This window comes from Nocardioides sp. NPDC006273, from assembly GCF_040613495.1.
Classification (GTDB): Bacteria; Actinomycetota; Actinomycetes; order Propionibacteriales; family Nocardioidaceae; genus Nocardioides.
The window spans coordinates 19,813-37,342 of sequence record NZ_JBEXSD010000039.1 but is presented as its reverse complement, the minus strand read 5'-3'; the positions used below and the strand labels follow the sequence as shown (position 1 = coordinate 37,342).

The following is a 17,530-nucleotide window of genomic DNA, read 5'->3' as shown; positions in this document are numbered from 1 at the left end:
CCCGAGAGCAAGGATGCCCCCACCACAGTCAGCCGAAGCCCTCGACGTGCCGCAGCGTACGCCGAGCAGGCAGTCGTCGTCTGTGCCCCTCTCGGCCGTCGACCCTGCTCTGCAGATGATCGCCGAGGGCATCTGTGAGCTGCTCGGCTTCGGCATCGCGGCGATCAACGTGACCCGGGGTGACGAGCTCGAGGTGGTCGCGGTCCACGGTTTCACCAGCGGCCTGAACGCGCACGGCCACCGGGAGTCGGCCGAGGAGATCCTCGGCACCCGATGGGCCCTCGCCGACCTGCGCGGCAACCTCTCCCACGGTGAGAACTGGGGCGCGTGGCGGTTCGTCCCGCAGGAGCGGGTGAACCTTCACGAGGGCAGCTGGGTCTCCACCACCAACATGATCGACGCACCCGACGCGTGGCACCCCCACGACATGCTGATCGCACCGATCATCGGCGACGACGGCTCCATCCAGGGCTGCCTCTCGGTGGACATGCCGGTCAGCGGACGACGGCCGGACTTCACCCAGCGCCGAGTGCTCAACCGGTTTGCGAAGCGAGCCCAGCGGGTCGTGCTCGGCTACCTCGAGCGCGAACGACTCTACGAGCGCGCGGCGAACCTCGAGACCGCCAAGGAGTTCCTGCGCGACGCCAGCTCCAAGCTCAGCCTCGCCGACGTGCTCGACGCCAGCCATGACGCCCTGGTCCGCGGCCTGGGGGCCGACGGGATCTGGATGGCGACCAAGGGTCCAGGCAACCAGATGGTCGTGCATGCGACCCCCGGCCTCGACTGGGAGCCGGAGCCGGACCTGGCCGCGCTCACCGCGAAGAACACGTCCCGATACTGGGCAGAGGGCAGCTACTCGATCCTGTCCCGCCAGCAGATCAACGGCCCCTCGGACTGGTACGAGGAGGCCGCTGTCGTCGACAGGTTCTTCAGGACCCTGGGAGCGGACAGCGCCCTGGTGGTGCCGGTCGGGGCCGACCACGAGTGGCTGGGCCACATCGTCCTGCTCCGATCGCCCGGGCGGCCTGTCTGGAGCGATGCCGAGGGCCGGCTGGCGCTGGAGCTGGGCCGCGACTTCGGACGTATCGTGCTCACCGCTGACGCCTACACGCAGGAGCGCGACCTCGCCCGGCGACTAGCCGAGGCCGACCGCGAACGCAACCTGCTGATCGAGGCTGTCGCCCGCGAGCTCAGGATCCCGGTGAACGCCCTCGGCACGTCGCTGAACGCGCTGAGTGCCGAGAAGGTGAACACCTTGCCGTGGATCGTCCAGGTGGAGACGCTCACCGTGCGCAGCGCTCAGATCGAGGGCATCGTCAGCGACCTGCTGCTGCTCTCTCGGATCCGGGACCCAGCCAACGCTCCGGGCGAGACGACGATCGAGGTCTCCGAGATGCTCGACGACGTGCTCGACGAGCTCGATCCCGACGCCGCCCAGAAGGACATCGAGTGCGTTCTGACGACACCGACCGGGCCTGCGTACGTCGTCGGTGACCCCCGCGAGCTGCGCGCAGCCTTCCTGCATCTGGTGAAGAACGCGCTGACCTACAGCCACCGGGGCTCCCGGGTGCACGTGATGCTCTACAGCGCCGGCAACGAGGTCACGATCATCGTCGCCGACGCCGGTGTCGGCATCTCCGACGAGGAGCAGTCGAAGGTCTTCGAGCCGTTCTACCGAGGCACCAACTCCGCTCTGGGCGGTTCGCGTGGCGCTGGGCTCGGGCTGACGCTGGTCGACCTGATCACCAGGCGTCACCACGGGTTGGTCGAGCTCGACTCGCGCCCCGGTGAGGGCACCCGGGTCGCGCTGACGCTGCCTGGCGTGTAGCGGCGCGTGCGGATGTTCACCGAGGTACCTCGGTGAGCACACACTGCCTTCGCGGAACTCCGCGAAGGCAGTGTCACTCCACCGAGGTGACTCGGTGAACGATCAGCGCCCCAGCTTCTGGAGCAGCAGCGCCTCGGCGACGACGACGCGTCGGAACTCGGCGAGGTGGAGACCCTCGTTGGCGCCGTGGGCGCGGGTGTCGGGGTCCTCGACGCCGGTGACGAGCACGCTGGCGCGCGGGAACGCTTCGAGGAACTCCGCGATGAACGGGATCGAGCCGCCCACGCCCATGTCGATCGGAGCGGTGCCGTCCCATGCCTCGGTGAAGGCGGAACGAGCCGCGTCGTAGGCCGGGCCGGTCGCGTCCAGGGCGATCGGCTCACCGGTGTCGACGACGTTGGTGGTCAGCTCGGCACCCCACGGGACGTGCTTCTCGAGGTGCTTCTGCAGGGCGGCGACGGCGTTCTCGCCGGAGTCACCGGGCGCGATCCGGATGGTGACCTTGGCGCGGGCGCTGGCGGCCAGGGTGTTCGAGGCGCCGTCGACCTTGGGTGCGTCCAGACCGGTGATCGTGATCGCCGGCTGCGTCCACATCCGCTCCACGGCGCTGCCCTTGCCGACCCACTGCAGGCCGGCGATGGCACCGGACTCGGCACGGAGCCGCTCCTCGGGGTAGTCGACGTCCGCCGCCGGGCCGGAGACGAGCCCCTCGACCGCCGGCGCGCCGTCCTCGTCCCAGAGGGTGTTGAGGAGGCGGACGAGCGCCATGATCGCGTCGGGAGCCAGACCGCCCCACATGCCGGAGTGGACCGCGTGTCCCAGGGTCCGGAGCTCGACGTCGACCCGGATGAGACCACGCAGCGACGTGGTCAGCGCCGGGACGCCGATGTCCCAGTTGCCGGAGTCGGCGATGACGATGACGTCGGCCCTCAGCTTGTCCTGGTACTTCCCGAGCAGCTCGGGCAGGGTCGCGGAGGCCACCTCCTCCTCGCCCTCGATGAAGAGGCGAACGGTGACCGGCAGGTCGCCGTTCTCGTCGAGGCTGGCCAGCGCCCGGACCGCGCCGATGTGGGCGGCGATGCCGGCCTTGTCGTCGGCGGCACCGCGGCCGTAGAGCCGGTCGCCGACCTCGGTGGGCTCGTAGGGCGGGGTGTTCCAGTCGGCGTGGTCGTTCTCCGGCTGGACGTCGTGGTGGGCGTAGAGCAGCACCGTCGGGGCCCCCTCGGGGCCCTTCTTCTCGCCGACGATGGCCGGCGGGGCGCCGTCGAAGGCGCGCACGATCTCCACCTCGAACCCCTCGGCCGCGAAGAGGTCGCGAGTCATCTCCGCGCTCTTCTCGACCTCGCTCAGACGGGCGGGGTCCGCGCTCACGGACTCGATCCGCACCAGATCCTCGAGGTCCTTGCGGATGCCGGGGAACAGCTCGTCTACCCGGGCCTTGATGTCTTCGGTGGAGTGGGTCATAGGGTGAGATTACAAGTCGAGCCGTGACGGTCTACAGGGGCAGGTACGCCGACAGGTCGGTGCGTTCTCCCGAGGCCCGGACGCGGGCCTGGTCGACGGCCTCGGGCCAGGTCATCCCCCCGGTGGCAAGGGCGATCCAGGTTTCCGCGTCGGTCTCGATCACCGCCGGCGGGGTGCCCCGGGTGTGCCTGACACCTTCGACGCACTGCACCGCGGCGTACGGCGGGACCCGGACCTCGACGCTCCTGCCCGGCGCGCGCTGCTCGAGCACGGCGAGGAAGTGCTTGGTGAGGAGTCGTAGGTCGGCCTTGGCGGGCTCCTCGGCGCGTACGCGATCCAGAGCGTCGGCGACGTCGGCGGCGTCCGCGGGCTTGAGTCGAGCTGGCACGTCGCCACCCTATCTGCGGCAGTTCCCCACCCTGGCGGCACGCGACCACTACGCTCCGGAACGTGGGACGGGAGAGACTCGAGTCGGCACATGTCGAATGGTCGATCCTCGCGGTCGAGACCGGCTCCGGCGAGGTGATCGTCGAGTCCTCCCCGGAGCTGCTGCTGCCGACGGCCAGCGTCGGGAAGCTCTTCCTGCTGCACCACCTCGCCGAACTGCTCGACGAGGACCCGTCGCTGGCACAGCTGATGCTGCGCAAGGACGGTGTCGCTCCGGTGGCCGACAGCGGGCTGTGGCAACACCTCGACGCCTCCGCGCTGACCGTGGCCGACTGTGCCCGCCTGGTCGGCGCGGTCTCGGACAACCTGGCCACCAACGTGCTCCTCGACCACGTCGGTCTCGACCAGGTCCAGACCGTCGCGGGACGGTTGGCCCCGGGCGGGTCGATGCTGAACGACTCGGTTCGGGACGTACGGACGCCGGCTGACCCGCCGTTGCTCTCCGTCGGCTGTGCCGCCGACTGGGCCGCCTACTTCCGTACGCCGCACCCGACCGTCCTGTCCTGGCTGGCGCCGTCCGCGGATCTGTCGATGGTCTCCTCCGCCTTCGGCCTGGACCCGCTGGCTCACTCCCAGCCGTCCCCCACCGATCTGGCCGACGAGCTCCAGGTGTGGAGCAAGACCGGCACCGACGACGGCGTCCGCGCCGAGGTCGGCCTGCTGGACGTCGGCGGCCGGCAGGCGGCGTACGCGGTCATCTGCCGCTTTGATGGGGAGGTCGTCCCGGTGCTGGCCCGGATGCGGGCGTACGGCACGCTCGTCCTCGACGCGCTGCGGGACGGCTGAGAGCGTACGATCCAACTCCCGGTCCGGCAGGGTAGGAGACCAGTTGTTCAGCATCGACCTCGGGAGCGGCGCGGAGATCGTTCTGCGTGACCGATCGACCGACTTCGCCATCCACAAGCTCATCAACGCCAACCTCGACCATCTCCGCGAGTGGGAGCCGTGGGCGCACGGCCAGCAGAGCATGCTCAGCGTCGCCGGATTCGGCACCTACCTGCTCGACCGGTGGGTCAAGGGCGAGGCGATCCCATGCGTCATCCGCCAGGACGGCCAGGTCGCCGGCGCCGCCACCGCGCGGATCAACCTCTACGAGAAGTCGGCCACGATCGGCTACTGGCTGGGCGAGGCCTACGAGGGGCGCGGCCTGATCACCCGAGCCGTCTCGGCGCTGCTGGACATGCTCTTCGACGAGTACGAGATCGCCAGGGCGATCATCGACACCTCGGTCATGAACAAGCGCAGCCGAGCGGTCGCCGAGCGCCTCGGGTTCACCCACGAGGGCACCATGCGTGGCGCCCAGGCCTACCCGGGTGGTCGCCGGGACCTGGTGGTCTACGGGCTGCTGCGCGAGGAGTGGCTGGCCCGCTCAGGACGTGACGGCGCCTGAGCGGACGAACCGCTCCCCCGCCCGCTTGACCATCTCGGCCAGCTCGGCGGGCTGCTCGACCGTGAACTCGGCATCGACGCCGGCCAGGATCATCATCGGCCAGCCCAGGTCGTCGGCCTGCATCCGCAACCGGCAGCCGCCTTCGGCGGCCTCGACCTGGCCCCAGCGCCCCACGTGCCGCGCGACCACGTCGGCCTCGACCTGGAGGTGTACGCAGATGTCGTAGGCGGCTGACCGGGAGCGGATCCCGGCCTGGACGTATGCCGCCGCGTCCCCGCCGGGGATCTCCCGCGGGCGGAAGATCTGACCGGTGGTCGTCGGCTCGCTGATCCGATCGACCCGGAAGGAGCGCCAGTCCTGACGGACCCGGTCATAGGCGAGGAGATACCAGCGGTTGCCGAGCGTCACCAGCCGATGAGGCTCGACGCGACGCCGGGTCGGCTCGGCCTCGGGCGCCTGGTAGGTGAAGGTCAGCGCCTCGTCGTCGCGGCAGGCCTGCGCCAGGACACCGAGAACTCCGGCATCCAGCGACACCCGCCCTCCCCACGGGATCGAGTCCGTCTGCGAGGTGACCGCGTCCATCCGGCGCCTCAGCCGCGGCGGCATCAGCGCGACGACCTTTCCCAGCGCCTGGGCCGACGTCTCCCCCATCCCGGCCACCGGGCCGGCGGCTGCCGTGCGCAGCCCGACCGCGATCGCGACCGCCTCCTCGTCGTCGAGCAGCAGCGGGGGCAGCGCGTTGCCGGCGCGGAGCTGATAGCCCCCAGCCACCCCGCGGGTGGCGTCCACGTCATAGCCGAGGTCTCGCAGCCGCTCGATGTCACGGCGCAGCGTACGTTCGCTGACCTCGAGGCGTACGGACAGCTCCGTGCCGGGCCAGAAACGGTGGGTCTGCAGCAGCGAGAGAAGCTGCAGCATCCGGGCGCTCGTACTCATGACACATGACCCTAGGCGCCAATGCGGTCAACTCATGACCTGATTGCCCAGCAACCCGGATCGAGCCCGCGCGACGGCCGGCTCGCCCCCTCCTCGAGCCGCCCGCCGCCGCGCTGTCTGTCTCTTACCCATTCGTCGGGTTTCTAAACCGGTTCGCGGAAGAAATTTTCGAAAGCGGTCAGAAATTGACCGGATGCTTTCAGAGGCTGGAGCCATGACGAACCAAACCCACCAGCAGCCGGTGATCCGCGCTCAAGGGCTGACGAAGCACTTCTCCAGGAGCAAGAAGACCGTCGAGGCGGTGCGCGGGCTCGACCTCGAGATCCATCGAGGTGAGCTCGTCGCCTTCCTCGGCCCCAACGGAGCCGGCAAGTCGACCACGCTGCGCATGCTGACCACCCTCATCCCACCCACCGCCGGCACCGCCGAGGTCGCTGGCCACGACGTCGTCCGCGCCCGGGCGGCCGTCCGGCGCTCGATCGGCTATGTCGGCCAGGGCAACGCCGCCGCATTCATCCAGCGCGGACGCGACGAGCTGATGTCCCAGGCTCGCGCCCACGGCATCCCGCGCGCTGCCGCGAAGACACGCATCGAGGAGCTGCTCTCGGCCTTCGACCTGGCGGAGCATGCAGACCGCCAGGTCCAGACGCTCAGCGGGGGCCAGCGTCGGCGTCTCGACATCGCGATCGGCCTGCTCAACCACCCGGAGGTGCTGTTCCTCGACGAGCCGTCGACCGGTCTCGACCCGCAGAACCGCGCCAACCTGCAGGACCAGATCCGCCGGCTCCACGACGACGGCACCACGATAGTGCTCACCACCCACTATCTCGAGGAGGCGGACGCGCTCGCCGGCCGGGTGATCGTCATCGACCACGGCCTGGTGATCGCAGACGACACCGCCCCCAGGCTCAAGGCGAGGCTCGGCGACCTGGTGCTGCTCACCTTCGGCACCGAGGCGGATGCGACCGCCGCGGCCACGCGCGCCGAGGCAGGGCTGGCCAGCGCCGTTGTCGAGCGCACCGGCACGCAGGTGTCGATCCGGAGCCCGCGAGGCGCTGACACCGCCCCCGCGCTGGCCATCGACCTCGCTGCCCACGGGACGCCCGCGATCCGGATGGAGGTCCGCACCCCCACCCTCGACGACGTCTTCCTCGACCTGACCGGGCGCAGTTTGCGCGAGTCCGCCGAGTCCGCCAGCAACACCCAGACCGAAGGAGCTGCAGCATGACCACCCTCACCGTCCCGACCGCCCGGTTCCAGCGCACCACTCACACGCTCAGCAGGCCGACCGGGTTCCTCACGGACACCTGGACCGTGCTGGTCCGCGAGCTCACCCCGAAGCTGCGTCAGCCCGCCTCGATGCTCTTCGCGATGATGCAGCCGCTGGTCTTCCTGGCCCTCTTCGCACCGCTCCTGCCCGACGTCGAGAACGGCAGCGCGCTGCAGTGGTTCGTGCCGGGCATCGTCGTCATGACCGCGCTGATGGGCGCCTCGATGACCGGCGCGGACCTGACCGCGGAGATCCGGTCCGGCTCCCACGAGCGGCTGCTCGTCTCGCCCCTCTCTCGGCCGTCACTGCTGATCGGACGGGCCCTGAAGGAGGTCGTGCCGGTGCTGGTCCAGACGGCCGTCATCCTCGCCGTGGTGACCCCGTTCAGCTTCGACCTCCACATCGGTGGGGTCCTTGTCGGATCGGTCATCGTCTCGCTCTTCGCGATCGGCCTCGGTGCGCTCAGCTTCGCCCTCGCCACCGCCGCGAAGGAGCAGGACTGGGTCTTCTGGACCGTCCAGCAGATGCTGATCTTCCCGCTGCTGCTCCTCTCCGGCGTTCTCCTCCCTCTCGACGGCGCTCCCAGCTGGCTCCGGCTCCTCAGCGACATCAACCCGATGACGTACGTCGTCGAGGCGGCACGAGCGCTCTTCGCCGGCCAGTTCCCGGCCGATGTCGTCATCAGCGGCTTCGTCGCGGCAACGGCCGTCGCCGTGGTCGGAGTGCTCGTCGGCGTACGAACCATGGAGAGGTCGAACTGAAGCGGTCGAGACCCTTGACCTCAAGTTCACTTTAGCTTCGAGACTGGGCTCATGACTCCCAGACTCCGCACGCCCCCGAGCCCGACAACGATCGTGCTCACCGTCATCGCCGGCACGGTGATGATCCCGATCGACATCACGATCGTCGCGGTCGCGATCGCCCGTCTCTCCCAGGAGACGGGCGCTTCGCTACCGGTGATCCAATGGGTGGCCACCGGCTACACGCTCGCCCTGGCGACGGTCATCCCGGCCGCGGCCTGGGCGATCAGCCGGTTCGGCGCCCGCCGGGTGTTCTTGAGCGCGATCGGCGTCTTCACGATCGGCTCCGGCCTGGTCGCGGCGTCCTGGAACGTGGAGTCGCTGATCGCGTTCCGAGTCCTGCAGGGTCTCGGCGGCGGCTTCGTGATGCCGGCGGCGATGACCCTGACCCTCCGCTCGGCGCCCCCGGCGGAACGGGGTCGGCTGATGGCCCTGATGGGCCTGCCGGTGCTGATCGGCCCCGTCTTCGGGCCGGTGCTGGGCGGCTGGCTGCTCGACACGATGTCGTGGCGCTGGATGTTCCTCATCAACCTGCCGCTCGGGCTGATCGGCATCATCCTCGGGCTGCGCAACCTCCCGCGCCTGGACAGCGGGCCGAGCGCCCGCCTGGACGTCCGCGGCCTGCTCCTGCTTCCTCCTGCGATGGCTCTCCTCGTGCTGGGCACCTCGTACGCCGAAGGGACGCTGCTCTCCGCAGAGGTGCTGGTCCCGGTCGGAGCCGGGATCGTCCTCGTTGCACTCTTCGTCCGGCACGCGCTCCGCACCGCGGCACCGCTCCTGGACGTCAGGCTCCTCAAGCGTCGCCTGACCGGCGGCAGCGCTGTGCTGCTGTTCTGCTTCGCCGGCGGCTACTTCGGCTCGATGATCCTGGTGCCCCTCTACTGGCAGGTCGTCCGCGGCGAGTCCGCCACCACCGCCGGCCTGCTGATGGCTCCCGCCGGCATCGCGGCCGGGATCATGATCCAGGTCGCCGGCCGTCTCGTCGACCGGTTCCCGCCGCTGCCGGTGATCGGCTCGGGCATCGTGGTCTCCACCCTGGCCTTCGCGGCCCTGGCGCTCCAGCTGAGCTCGGATGCTTCCATGCTGGCCCTGGCGACGACCCACGCCATCGCGACCGCCGGCGCCGGGTTCGTGATGCTGCCGACCATGACCATCGCCACCCGCTACCTCGAGGACAGCGCCATCCCCGCCGGCTCGACGATGATCAACGTGATGAACCAGGTCGCCACCGCCCTGTGCACCGCCGGCGTCTCGGTACTCCTGGCCGCCGCGCTCTCCGCACGCCTGCCCGGCCTGGGCAGCGACGGCATCGGAGCACTCAGCGCCCTTTCGCCCGCCGAGCGGGTTGCCGTCGCGCCGCTGGCCGCCGACGCCCTGCAGGTCGCGTTCTGGCTCCCGGTCACGATGATGGCGATCTCGGCCGTGGTCGCGTTCGCGGTCTTCCGGCGTACGCCCTCTGCTCGTACCGCTGCCGTCGCCCAGCCCGTCCGCATCGCGGTCGCCGACTAAAGGAATGCCGAGTCGGCCCAAACTGACGAGCCTCCGCGTCGAGTCGGCGCGTCATGACGGGCCGACTCGACGGCGATCTCAGTCAGAACGAGCCGACTCGGCGCGTCTCCATCGACGGCCCGCGGCCCGTCGCCGCGGCGGTCGCCGACTAGGTCCTACCAGGGGCGGCGGTCGCCGGGATACTGCTTGGGGCCGCCCAGGTTGGGACGACCAGGGTTCGGGTAACGCGGGTTGGGGTGACCAGGACCGGGTCCGGCGGGATGGACCTGGCCCCGATAGACCGGTCCACCGCCGGGGTACGGCCCGACGGGCCGGACGTGCCGAGGGCCATGCAGGTCAGGCCGGAGTGGTTCGCGGCGCCGGCGCCGGGCCAGAAGGAGTGCGATGAGCAGCCCCAGACCCGACAGCGCGAGCAGCCCGACGGCGATCTCGATGAAGCCGATCCCGAAGAGCCCGCTCGAGCCAGGAGTCGGACCGCCCGAGGCGTCGGTGAACGTCACCGGGCCCGCCGTCTCCGAGTCGCCCAGGACCAGGGCATCGGCCGACTCCGACGTCGACACGGAAGGCGAACCGGAGAGCGACGCCGATGGCGACTGCGACGCAGACGCGGAAGCCGAGGGCGTACGCGACGGGGCCGGCGACCCAGACGCCGACTGCTCGGGTCGCGGAGTCTGAGTCGGCGACTGGGTCGGCGCCTTGGCCGGTGCATTGGTCGATGCCGGCGCGTTCGGCGCCCGCGGGGAGGGCTTGGGCTTCGCGGTCGGACGCACGCCCGGCGGATACTTCGCGAAGACCTGGACGCCCCAGCTGGTGCCGTCGACCACGACGAAGGCGATCCCGATGTGGGTGTAGTCGCCCAGGATGTTGGCCCGGTGCCCGTCGGAGTTCATCCAGCCCCGGTGCATCTCGGCACCGGTCGGGTAGCCCATGGCGACGTTCTCCCCGACGCCCTGCCACCCCTCCGGCACCTGCTCGGAGAGGTCTGGGTTGTGCGAGAGCGCCCCGTCGGCAGCGATCTTGTGGGCCCACTTCCTGGCCAACGCATCGAGGTCTGGATCGCGCGTGAGCGGGCCGCGACCGGCCTCGGCCCGCGCGGCGTTCGCCAGCCGCTTGATCGTGCCGCCCTCCCCCGCGGACGCCGGACCAGCGCTGAGCAGCAGCGCAGCTGCCGCGAGCAGCAGGGCGAGGAGACAGGACACGAGACGATGCAGGTGGGGGAACATCCCCGCCAGGGTATCGACCTTTACTCAGGCGTGCTTCGCTCGACATGGCGCTCGATGTGGGCCTCGATCCCGGCGAGCAGCAGCCCCTGACCGAAGGCAGAGGCGTCGTCAGCCTCGGAGCGCTCTCCGGGCGCGGCCGGGCTCCAGGTCGCCAGGGACGCCATCAGGCTCGGGAAACGCTCCGGATCGGCGTACGTCACGAGCATCTGCTCGAAGGAGGCGAACGGGTCGTCCTCCTCGGACAGCGCGGCCTCGACCTCGATCCTCGCCTCGCCCAGGGTGTACTGGGAGAGGATGCCGACGATCGCCAGCTTCTCCTCGGCGGGCAGCGCCACATCGCGCAGGTAGTGGAACGCCAGGTCGATCCAGGCGAGCCGGTTCGGCCCCGGAAGCGTGACGGCGAGCGGCAGGTCGAGGAACCACGGCTTCCTCAGCGCCAGGTCGACCTGCGCACGCATCCACGCCGCCAGTCCCTCACGCCACCCCAGATCTCGCGAGGGCTCCGCCAGCTCCGCACAGAGCCGGTCGGAGAGCAGGATGAGCAGCTCGTCCTTGTTCTTCACGTGCCGGTAGAGCGCCATCGGCGAGCAGCCCACCTCCTCCGCGACCCGTGCCATCGAGACGGCAGTGAGGCCGTGCTCGTCCGCTAGGACGTAGGCGGCCTCGACGATCTGGGCGAGGCTCAGCGCCGGCTTGGGACCGCGTCGGCCGGCCGGAGGCTTGCCCCACAGGCGAGGGATCAGGTCGGAGCTCATCACGCCCATCATGCCCTGCCCCTCCATGAAAGCGGTTGACCGCCCGATTGATTTGCGTAATCTATAAACAGTTAACGTCATACGCTATTAGATCGGATGATTCATGAGCACATGGAAAAGACCTCTGGCACGCCAATGGTGGGTCTTCCCGCTCGCGGCCGCGACGGTGATCTTCCTGGTGACGGCGCTGCCTCGGTATGTCGGCCTGGACCCGTCCCAGTCGCTGTCCCCCGCCGACCGCGGGCCGGTCTTCTATCCAGCGCTGGTGACACACATCTTCTTCGGCTCGGTGATGCTCTGCTGCGGCGTACTCCAGCTGTGGCCGTGGCTGCGCAACACCCACCCGAAGGTGCACCGCTGGACCGGTCGCACCTATGTCGTCACCGCGATCCCCACCGGCGTGGGGGCGCTGGTCACCAGCCAGTTCCCCGCGGCCGGTCCCTCTCAGCAGGTCGGCAACACCTTCCTGGCTGTGCTGTTCCTGCTGTTCACCGTGCAGGGCTACCGCGCCGCGCGGCAGCGTCGCTTCAAGGACCACCGGGAGTGGATGTACCGCAGCTATGCGATGGCGTTCTCGATCATCGCCAACCGCTTCTGGGGCATGGCACTGATCATGATCTTCGTGCCCGACATCATGACCAACGCCGACCTCGGCACCGAGGATCCCACCCTCGCCAGCGCCGCCGCGGCCTCAGCGTGGGTCAGCTGGGTCGTGAACCTGCTGATCGCCGAGTGGATCATCCACCGCAAGCCGCGCCGGCGCACCGAGCGTCAGGCCAGCGCGTCCCGCAGGGTCGAGCGCCAGACCCCGGTGAGCTCCTCGAGCGGGATCTCGACGGTGCCGCCGTCGTAGGAGATCGAGTACGCCGCGCCACCCGTCACGCCGAGCTGTGTCGCCGCGACCCCGTGGCGCTCGGCCAGCGAGGTGAGCCGCTCGACGTCGGCGGCCTTCACGGTGACGATCGCACGGGCCACCGACTCCGAGAAGAGCGCGACGAACGGGTCGCCGGCGAGCGTGACCGAGACGCCGATCCCCGACGACATCGCCGGCTCGGCCAGCGCCTGCATCAGGCCACCGTCGGAGAGGTCGTGGGCGGAGGTGACGAAACGCGCCTCGCCCAGCAGCTCGGCGAGCGCCTTCTCGGCAGCCAGGTTCACCTTGGGCGGCAGCCCGCCGAGGTGGCCGTGCACGACGTGGGCCCACTCCGAGCCGGAGAGCTCCTCGTGGGTCTCACCGAGCAGGACGACGGCCTCGTCGGCCGCCTGGAAGTCCGAAGGCGTACGCGTGGTGACGTCCTCGATCACACCGAGCGTCGCTACCACCGGCGTCGGGTGGATGGCGGTCTCGCCGGTCTGGTTGTAGAGGGAGACGTTGCCGCCGGTGACCGGGATGCCGAGCTCGAGGCAGGCGTCCTTCAGGCCGCGGGTGGCCTCGGCGAACTGCCACATCACGTCGGGGTCCTCCGGCGAGCCGAAGTTGAGGCAGTCGGAGATGGCCAGCGGCTTCGCGCCGACGGAGGCCACGTTGCGGTAGGACTCCGACAGCGCGAGCTGGGCACCGGCGTACGGGTCCAGCTTGGCGAAGCGCCCGTTGGCGTCGGTGGCCAGCGCGACACCGAGGTTGGTCGACTCGTCGACGCGGATCATGCCGCCGTCGGCGGGCTGGGAGAGCACGGTGTTGCCGCGCACGTAGCGGTCGTACTGCTCGGTGATCCAGGACTTGTCGCACAGGTTCTCCGAGGCGACCAGCTGGAGGACGGTCGAGCGGAGCTCGTCGGCCGAGGCCGCGCGCGGGAGCTTCTCGGCGACGTCGGCCTGCAGCGCGTCCTGCCACGACGGGCGGGCATAGGGGCGCTCGTAGACCGGGCCGTCGTGGGCCACGGTGGTCGGGTCGACGTCGACGATCGTCTCGCCGTGCCAGTCGACGCGCAGCCGGCCCTCACCGGTCACGGTGCCGATCACGGCCGCCTCGACGTCCCACTTGGCGCAGACGTCCATGAAGGTCGCCTCGTCCTCGGGCGCGATGACCGCCATCATCCGCTCCTGGGACTCGCTCATCAGGATCTCCTCCGGAGCGAGCGTCGAGTCGCGCAGCGGCACCCGCTCGAGGTGTACGTGCATGCCGCCGTCACCGGCAGCGGCGAGCTCGGAGGTGGCGCACGAGATGCCGGCCGCGCCGAAGTCCTGGATGCCGCGCACGATGCCGGCGGAGAAGAGCTCGAGGGTGCACTCGATCAGCAGCTTCTCCATGAACGGGTCGCCGACCTGCACGCTCGGCCGCTTCGCGGGGCCGTCCTCGTCGAACTCGACGCTCGCGAGGATCGAGGCGCCGCCGATGCCGTCGCCGCCGGTGCGCGCGCCGTACATGATCACCAGGTTGCCGGCGCCGCTCGCCTTGGCGAGATGCAGGTCCTCGTGGCGCAGCACGCCGACGCAGAGGGCGTTGACCAGCGGGTTGCCGAGGTAGGAGGCGTCGAAGACGGCCTCACCACCGATGTTGGGCAGGCCCAGGCAGTTGCCGTAGTGGCCGATGCCGGACACGATCCCGGGCAGGACACGGTGGGTGTCTTCCTCGGCCAACGGGCCGAACCGGAGCGGGTCCATCACAGCGACCGGACGGGCACCCATCGCGAGGATGTCGCGGACGATCCCGCCGATGCCGGTCGCGGCGCCCTGGTGCGGCTCGACGTAGGAGGGGTGGTTGTGCGACTCGACCTTGAAGGTCACCGCGTAGCCCTGGCCGACGTCGAGCACGCCCGCGTTCTCGCCGATGCCGGCGAGCATCTTGCCGGCCGGGGTCTCCTGCGGGATCTCGCCGAACTGCTTCAGGTGGACCTTGGAGGACTTGTAGGAGCAGTGCTCGGACCACATCACCGAGTACATCGCCAGCTCCGCACCGGTCGGCCGGCGGCCGAGGATGCGCTTGATCTCGGCGTACTCGTCCTCCTTCAGACCGAGCTCGGCCCAGGGCTGCTCTCGGTCTGGGTCACCGGCAGCGTGGTGCACGGTGTCCAGGAGCGGAAGATCGGACGCAACGGCAGCGGACGAAGTCTCGGTCACGGGCAGAAATCTACGTCAGAAGTGCCTGATCCCCCGAGTCGTCACCCAGGGACTGGTCATCTGGGTAGCCCGCGCCACTCCCGCAGGTCGCGGATCTCACCGAACTCCTCGAGGGCCGCCCGGGCGACCTCGGCGTCCCCGGCGTACGCCGAGACGCTCCAGCCGTGGCCCTCGACCATCTCGGCGGTGATCCAGGTGGCTTCGCCGTGCGGGGTCGGCAGCCGGCGCGGACGCCAGGAGAGCGACATCGCCCCGTCGGTGCGCTGCTCGATACCGGGGGTCGAGCCGGTCGCGTCGTACTTCTTCCGCCCGGCCTGCCACTCGCCCCAGTGGGCGTAGTGCAGGTGGACCTGGTCGCCGCTCCAGGACATCGAGCACTCGACGAAGAGATCACGCCCGCCGGCCTCGCGGCGGGTGCACTCACCGCGTCGGGCAGCGTATTCGTGACCAGGGAAGACCCAGCTCAAGCCGTCCTCGCCGCGCGGATCCGGACAGCGGGTCAGCGAGCCGGACCCGTTCCCGTCCCAGCAGACGTAGGGCGTGTTGGTCCGCTCGGTGGTCGAGCTGACCTGGTCGGCGGCGGCGAACGGACCGACCACCTCGCCGCCGTGGGCGAGGTGGATGATCCCGGCGACCGTCAGCGCGAGCAGGATGGTGAACGCAAAGAGGACGGGCGTGACCCGGTCACGTCGCTTCTGCACAGGCCCCACCCCCTAGCAGTCCGTCCTTTACCAAGGTAACGCCGCAGCGCCGCTTTGGTTAGGGCCGATAAGCCAGGGACCAAGGTCCTTCATGCCCACGACCGAGCTTCGAACGCCGCCCCGGCAAACCCGATGTCAGGTCAACTAAACCTCGCCACCCAGGCGAGTCCTCTGGTGTCGATGTGACTGTTGTGACTACCGTGACGAAACTATGGGGGATTTCAGTAGGATCAGGTACGTCAGACGGGCGCTCGGCGCCGGTTTGATCGCCGGCGTGGTGGGGGTCGCGGGACTCGCCGCACCCAGCCCCGCGGCCGCGGCCAACCCGGTCACACCGGGCAGCTTCACCGGCTTCGGCTTCGACCAGTGCGAGGCGCCGTCACAGACGGCGATGGACCGCTGGTGGAAGCACTCCAACTTCGGCGCGGTCGGCATCTACATCGCCGGCAACTCGCGCGGCTGTCGCAAGCAGACGAATCTCAGCGCGACCTGGGTGCGCAAGCAGCAGGCCCGTGGCTGGCGCCTGCTGCCGATCACGCTCGGGCCGCAGGCGTCCTGCAACCCGCACTTCCCGCGCTACCGCGACGACCCGCGGATCAGCGCCAACCCGGCCAACCAGTACGCCGCGGCCAAGCGCCAGGGCCTCAGCCAGGCCAACGCGACCGTGGACGCCGCCAAGCGCTACGGCATCGCCGCCGGGAGCACGATGTTCTACGACCTCGAGGGCTTCGACACCGGCAACAAGCGCTGCCGCGAGTCGGCGATGTGGTTCGTCTCGGCGTGGAACCACCGGATCAAGAAGCTCGGCTACCGCCCCGCGATGTACTCGAGCGCGGCGTCCGGGGTCAAGGCGATGTACGCCGTCTGGAAGGCCCAGCCCCGCGGCTTCGTCTACCCCGCGGACCTGTGGATCGCCGACTGGGACGGCCGCGCCAACACCTCGACCAAGTACCTCCCTGACACCCCCTGGAACCCGCACCGCCGCGTCAAGCAGTACCGAGGTCCACACAAGGAGACCCACGGCGGTGTGACCATCGAGATCGACTCGAACTACGTCGACCTCGGCCGCGGCTCCTCCGCCCGTCCGGTCACCCACTGCGGCGGCGTGCCGGTCAGCTTCACCAGCTACCCCGACCTGAAGCCGCGCACCAGCTCGTACACGCCCTCGCCGATCTACACGAAGGCGCTCGAATGCATGCTCCGCGAGCGCGGTGGCTTCAACGGCGCCATCGACGGGACGTACGACGCGGGGCTGGTCAGGTCGATCAACGCCTGGCAGCGCTCCCACGGTCTGGCGGTGCGCAAGACCTGGACCCGGGCGGCCTGGAAGACGCTGTGGGCAGCCAACAGTCGGCCCCTCCTCAAGCGCGGATCCACCGGCGAACGCGTCCGCGACCTCCAGCGCGCCCTCAACGCAACCACCGCGCCCGAGCGCGCGAAGATCACCGGCGTCCTCGACTGGAACACCCACGTCGCCCTCGTCGCCTATCAGAAGCGCCTCGGACGGACTCCGACCGGCATGGCCACCGAGGTCACCTGGTACGACCTGGCCCACGGCCGCTGACCCGCGCTTGGGGTTGTGAAACTGAGAGTGCCCTATAGACCACTCTCGGCTTCACAACCCTACAGGCGTGCGCTCAGGCGAACGGGTTGGGCAGGGCGCCGGGGAGATCGGCGAGGAGCTCGCGGGCGCGGGCGGCGACCTTGTGCTCGACCAGGACCTCGTACTTCGTCGGCACGATGACCTTGACGCTCGAGAAGTCGCGGGTGCCGCGGGTGGCGGCGTAGCCGATCAGCGACCAGACGAGGCCGAAGACGACGCCGAGAAGCATCGTCGACAGCAGGATGAACAGGAAGTTGTCGTCACCGAAGAGCGACATGATCAGGCCGACGAAGACACCGAGCCAGGCTCCGGAGAGGACGCCGGCGAGGGCGACCTTGCTCCAGGTGAGGCGGCCGGTGATCCGCTCGATCTGCTTCAGCTCGGTGCCGACGATCATGCAGTTCTCGACCGGGAACTCGTGGTCGGCGAGGAAGTCGACCGTCTTCTGCGCAGCGGCGTAGTCGTCGTAGGTCGCGAGCGACTGGGGAAACTCCAGCTTCAGCGGGCTCTGCGGGTTGCGGACCGGCGAGTTGAAGGACATGCC

Annotated in this window: 16 protein-coding genes; 8 read left to right on the top strand and 8 right to left on the bottom strand. The window is 69.8% G+C overall.

Annotated elements, in window-relative coordinates:
• The first annotated feature begins 13 nt into the window (after positions 1-13).
• Entirely contained in the window at positions 14-1,828 is a 1,815-nt protein-coding gene (locus ABZZ22_RS17270; protein ID WP_354933503.1) for a HAMP domain-containing sensor histidine kinase, read from the top strand.
• Between the two features lie 102 nt (positions 1,829-1,930).
• Here the strand turns inward: ABZZ22_RS17270 and ABZZ22_RS17265 are convergent, their stop codons facing one another.
• Together ABZZ22_RS17265 and ABZZ22_RS17260 are read right to left on the bottom strand one after the other, a co-directional pair.
• The gene (locus ABZZ22_RS17265; protein ID WP_354933501.1) at positions 1,931-3,292 is read right to left on the bottom strand and encodes a dipeptidase; all 1,362 of its coding nucleotides are present in this window, start codon (positions 3,290-3,292) and stop codon (positions 1,931-1,933) included.
• Between the two features lie 31 nt (positions 3,293-3,323).
• Positions 3,324-3,680: a sterol carrier family protein gene (locus ABZZ22_RS17260; protein WP_354933499.1), complete on the bottom strand. Its 357-nt coding sequence runs from the start codon at positions 3,678-3,680 to the stop codon at positions 3,324-3,326.
• 62 nt (positions 3,681-3,742) lie between these two features.
• Between ABZZ22_RS17260 and ABZZ22_RS17255 the strand changes: the two genes are divergently transcribed.
• Together ABZZ22_RS17255 and ABZZ22_RS17250 are read left to right on the top strand one after the other, a co-directional pair.
• Complete coding sequence (locus tag ABZZ22_RS17255; protein ID WP_354933497.1) at positions 3,743-4,525, top strand: serine hydrolase; 783 nt, start codon at positions 3,743-3,745, stop codon at positions 4,523-4,525.
• Positions 4,526-4,568: 43 nt separating this feature from the next.
• On the top strand, positions 4,569-5,129 hold the full coding sequence (locus ABZZ22_RS17250) for a GNAT family protein (RefSeq protein WP_354933495.1): 561 nt from the start codon (positions 4,569-4,571) through the stop codon (positions 5,127-5,129).
• On the opposite strand, the gene ABZZ22_RS17245 is transcribed toward ABZZ22_RS17250, so the two are convergent.
• Positions 5,109-6,065, bottom strand: coding sequence for a YafY family protein (locus ABZZ22_RS17245; protein WP_354933493.1), 957 nt, complete (start codon positions 6,063-6,065; stop codon positions 5,109-5,111). The two genes, ABZZ22_RS17250 and ABZZ22_RS17245, sit on opposite strands and share 21 nt — an antisense overlap.
• Positions 6,066-6,279: 214 nt before the next feature.
• On the opposite strand from ABZZ22_RS17245, the gene ABZZ22_RS17240 reads away from it, so the two are divergent.
• Genes ABZZ22_RS17240 through ABZZ22_RS17230 form a run of 3 tightly spaced genes read left to right on the top strand, consistent with a single transcriptional unit; the run spans position 6,280 to position 9,644 of the window.
• Positions 6,280-7,293 carry an ATP-binding cassette domain-containing protein gene (locus ABZZ22_RS17240; RefSeq protein WP_354933491.1) on the top strand — a complete coding sequence of 338 codons (1,014 nt, stop codon included), beginning with the start codon at positions 6,280-6,282 and terminating at the stop codon, positions 7,291-7,293.
• Positions 7,290-8,096 carry an ABC transporter permease gene (locus tag ABZZ22_RS17235; protein ID WP_354933489.1) on the top strand — a complete coding sequence of 269 codons (807 nt, stop codon included), beginning with the start codon at positions 7,290-7,292 and terminating at the stop codon, positions 8,094-8,096. Before ABZZ22_RS17240 ends, ABZZ22_RS17235 begins: the two co-directional genes overlap by 4 nt.
• 51 nt (positions 8,097-8,147) lie before the next feature.
• Positions 8,148-9,644: a DHA2 family efflux MFS transporter permease subunit gene (locus ABZZ22_RS17230; RefSeq protein WP_354933487.1), complete on the top strand. Its 1,497-nt coding sequence runs from the start codon at positions 8,148-8,150 to the stop codon at positions 9,642-9,644.
• A gap of 155 nt (positions 9,645-9,799) precedes the next feature.
• Here the strand turns inward: ABZZ22_RS17230 and ABZZ22_RS17225 are convergent, their stop codons facing one another.
• The gene (locus ABZZ22_RS17225) at positions 9,800-10,867 is read right to left on the bottom strand and encodes a CAP domain-containing protein (protein WP_354933485.1); all 1,068 of its coding nucleotides are present in this window, start codon (positions 10,865-10,867) and stop codon (positions 9,800-9,802) included.
• A 20-nt stretch (positions 10,868-10,887) separates the two neighbouring features.
• Positions 10,888-11,622 carry a TetR/AcrR family transcriptional regulator gene (locus tag ABZZ22_RS17220; RefSeq protein WP_354933483.1) on the bottom strand — a complete coding sequence of 245 codons (735 nt, stop codon included), beginning with the start codon at positions 11,620-11,622 and terminating at the stop codon, positions 10,888-10,890.
• 103 nt (positions 11,623-11,725) lie between these two features.
• Between ABZZ22_RS17220 and ABZZ22_RS17215 the strand changes: the two genes are divergently transcribed.
• A complete protein-coding gene (locus tag ABZZ22_RS17215) occupies positions 11,726-12,475 on the top strand; it encodes a DUF2306 domain-containing protein (RefSeq protein ID WP_354933481.1) in 750 nt (249 codons plus the stop codon).
• Here ABZZ22_RS17215 and purL read toward each other — a convergent pair.
• Both purL and ABZZ22_RS17205 read right to left on the bottom strand, forming a co-directional pair.
• Positions 12,394-14,682, bottom strand: a complete 2,289-nt coding sequence (purL, locus tag ABZZ22_RS17210; protein WP_354933479.1) for a phosphoribosylformylglycinamidine synthase subunit PurL — start codon at positions 14,680-14,682, stop codon at positions 12,394-12,396. The two genes, ABZZ22_RS17215 and purL, sit on opposite strands and share 82 nt — an antisense overlap.
• Positions 14,683-14,738: 56 nt before the next feature.
• Entirely contained in the window at positions 14,739-15,383 is a 645-nt protein-coding gene (locus tag ABZZ22_RS17205) for a hypothetical protein (RefSeq protein ID WP_354933477.1), read from the bottom strand.
• Positions 15,384-15,594: 211 nt separating this feature from the next.
• Between ABZZ22_RS17205 and ABZZ22_RS17200 the strand changes: the two genes are divergently transcribed.
• The gene (locus tag ABZZ22_RS17200) at positions 15,595-16,947 is read left to right on the top strand and encodes a glycoside hydrolase domain-containing protein (protein WP_354933475.1); all 1,353 of its coding nucleotides are present in this window, start codon (positions 15,595-15,597) and stop codon (positions 16,945-16,947) included.
• 73 nt (positions 16,948-17,020) lie between these two features.
• Here ABZZ22_RS17200 and ABZZ22_RS17195 read toward each other — a convergent pair whose 3' ends face one another.
• Complete coding sequence (locus tag ABZZ22_RS17195; protein WP_354933473.1) at positions 17,021-17,527, bottom strand: general stress protein; 507 nt, start codon at positions 17,525-17,527, stop codon at positions 17,021-17,023.
• Positions 17,528-17,530: the final 3 nt, after the last annotated feature.

Bases quoted from the DNA above. Each gene is read 5' to 3' on its own strand.
- ABZZ22_RS17270 (WP_354933503.1), top strand. From the start codon at position 14: ATGCCCCCACCACAGTCAGCCGAAGCCCTCGACGTGCCGCAGCGTACG.
- ABZZ22_RS17265 (WP_354933501.1), bottom strand. From the start codon at position 3,292: ATGACCCACTCCACCGAAGACATCAAGGCCCGGGTAGACGAGCTGTTC.
- ABZZ22_RS17245 (WP_354933493.1), bottom strand. From the start codon at position 6,065: ATGAGTACGAGCGCCCGGATGCTGCAGCTTCTCTCGCTGCTGCAGACC.
- ABZZ22_RS17240 (WP_354933491.1), top strand. From the start codon at position 6,280: ATGACGAACCAAACCCACCAGCAGCCGGTGATCCGCGCTCAAGGGCTG.
- ABZZ22_RS17235 (WP_354933489.1), top strand. From the start codon at position 7,290: ATGACCACCCTCACCGTCCCGACCGCCCGGTTCCAGCGCACCACTCAC.
- ABZZ22_RS17230 (WP_354933487.1), top strand. From the start codon at position 8,148: ATGACTCCCAGACTCCGCACGCCCCCGAGCCCGACAACGATCGTGCTC.
- ABZZ22_RS17225 (WP_354933485.1), bottom strand. From the start codon at position 10,867: ATGTTCCCCCACCTGCATCGTCTCGTGTCCTGTCTCCTCGCCCTGCTG.
- ABZZ22_RS17220 (WP_354933483.1), bottom strand. From the start codon at position 11,622: ATGAGCTCCGACCTGATCCCTCGCCTGTGGGGCAAGCCTCCGGCCGGC.
- ABZZ22_RS17215 (WP_354933481.1), top strand. From the start codon at position 11,726: ATGAGCACATGGAAAAGACCTCTGGCACGCCAATGGTGGGTCTTCCCG.
- ABZZ22_RS17200 (WP_354933475.1), top strand. From the start codon at position 15,595: ATGGGGGATTTCAGTAGGATCAGGTACGTCAGACGGGCGCTCGGCGCC.
- ABZZ22_RS17195 (WP_354933473.1), bottom strand. From the start codon at position 17,527: ATGTCCTTCAACTCGCCGGTCCGCAACCCGCAGAGCCCGCTGAAGCTG.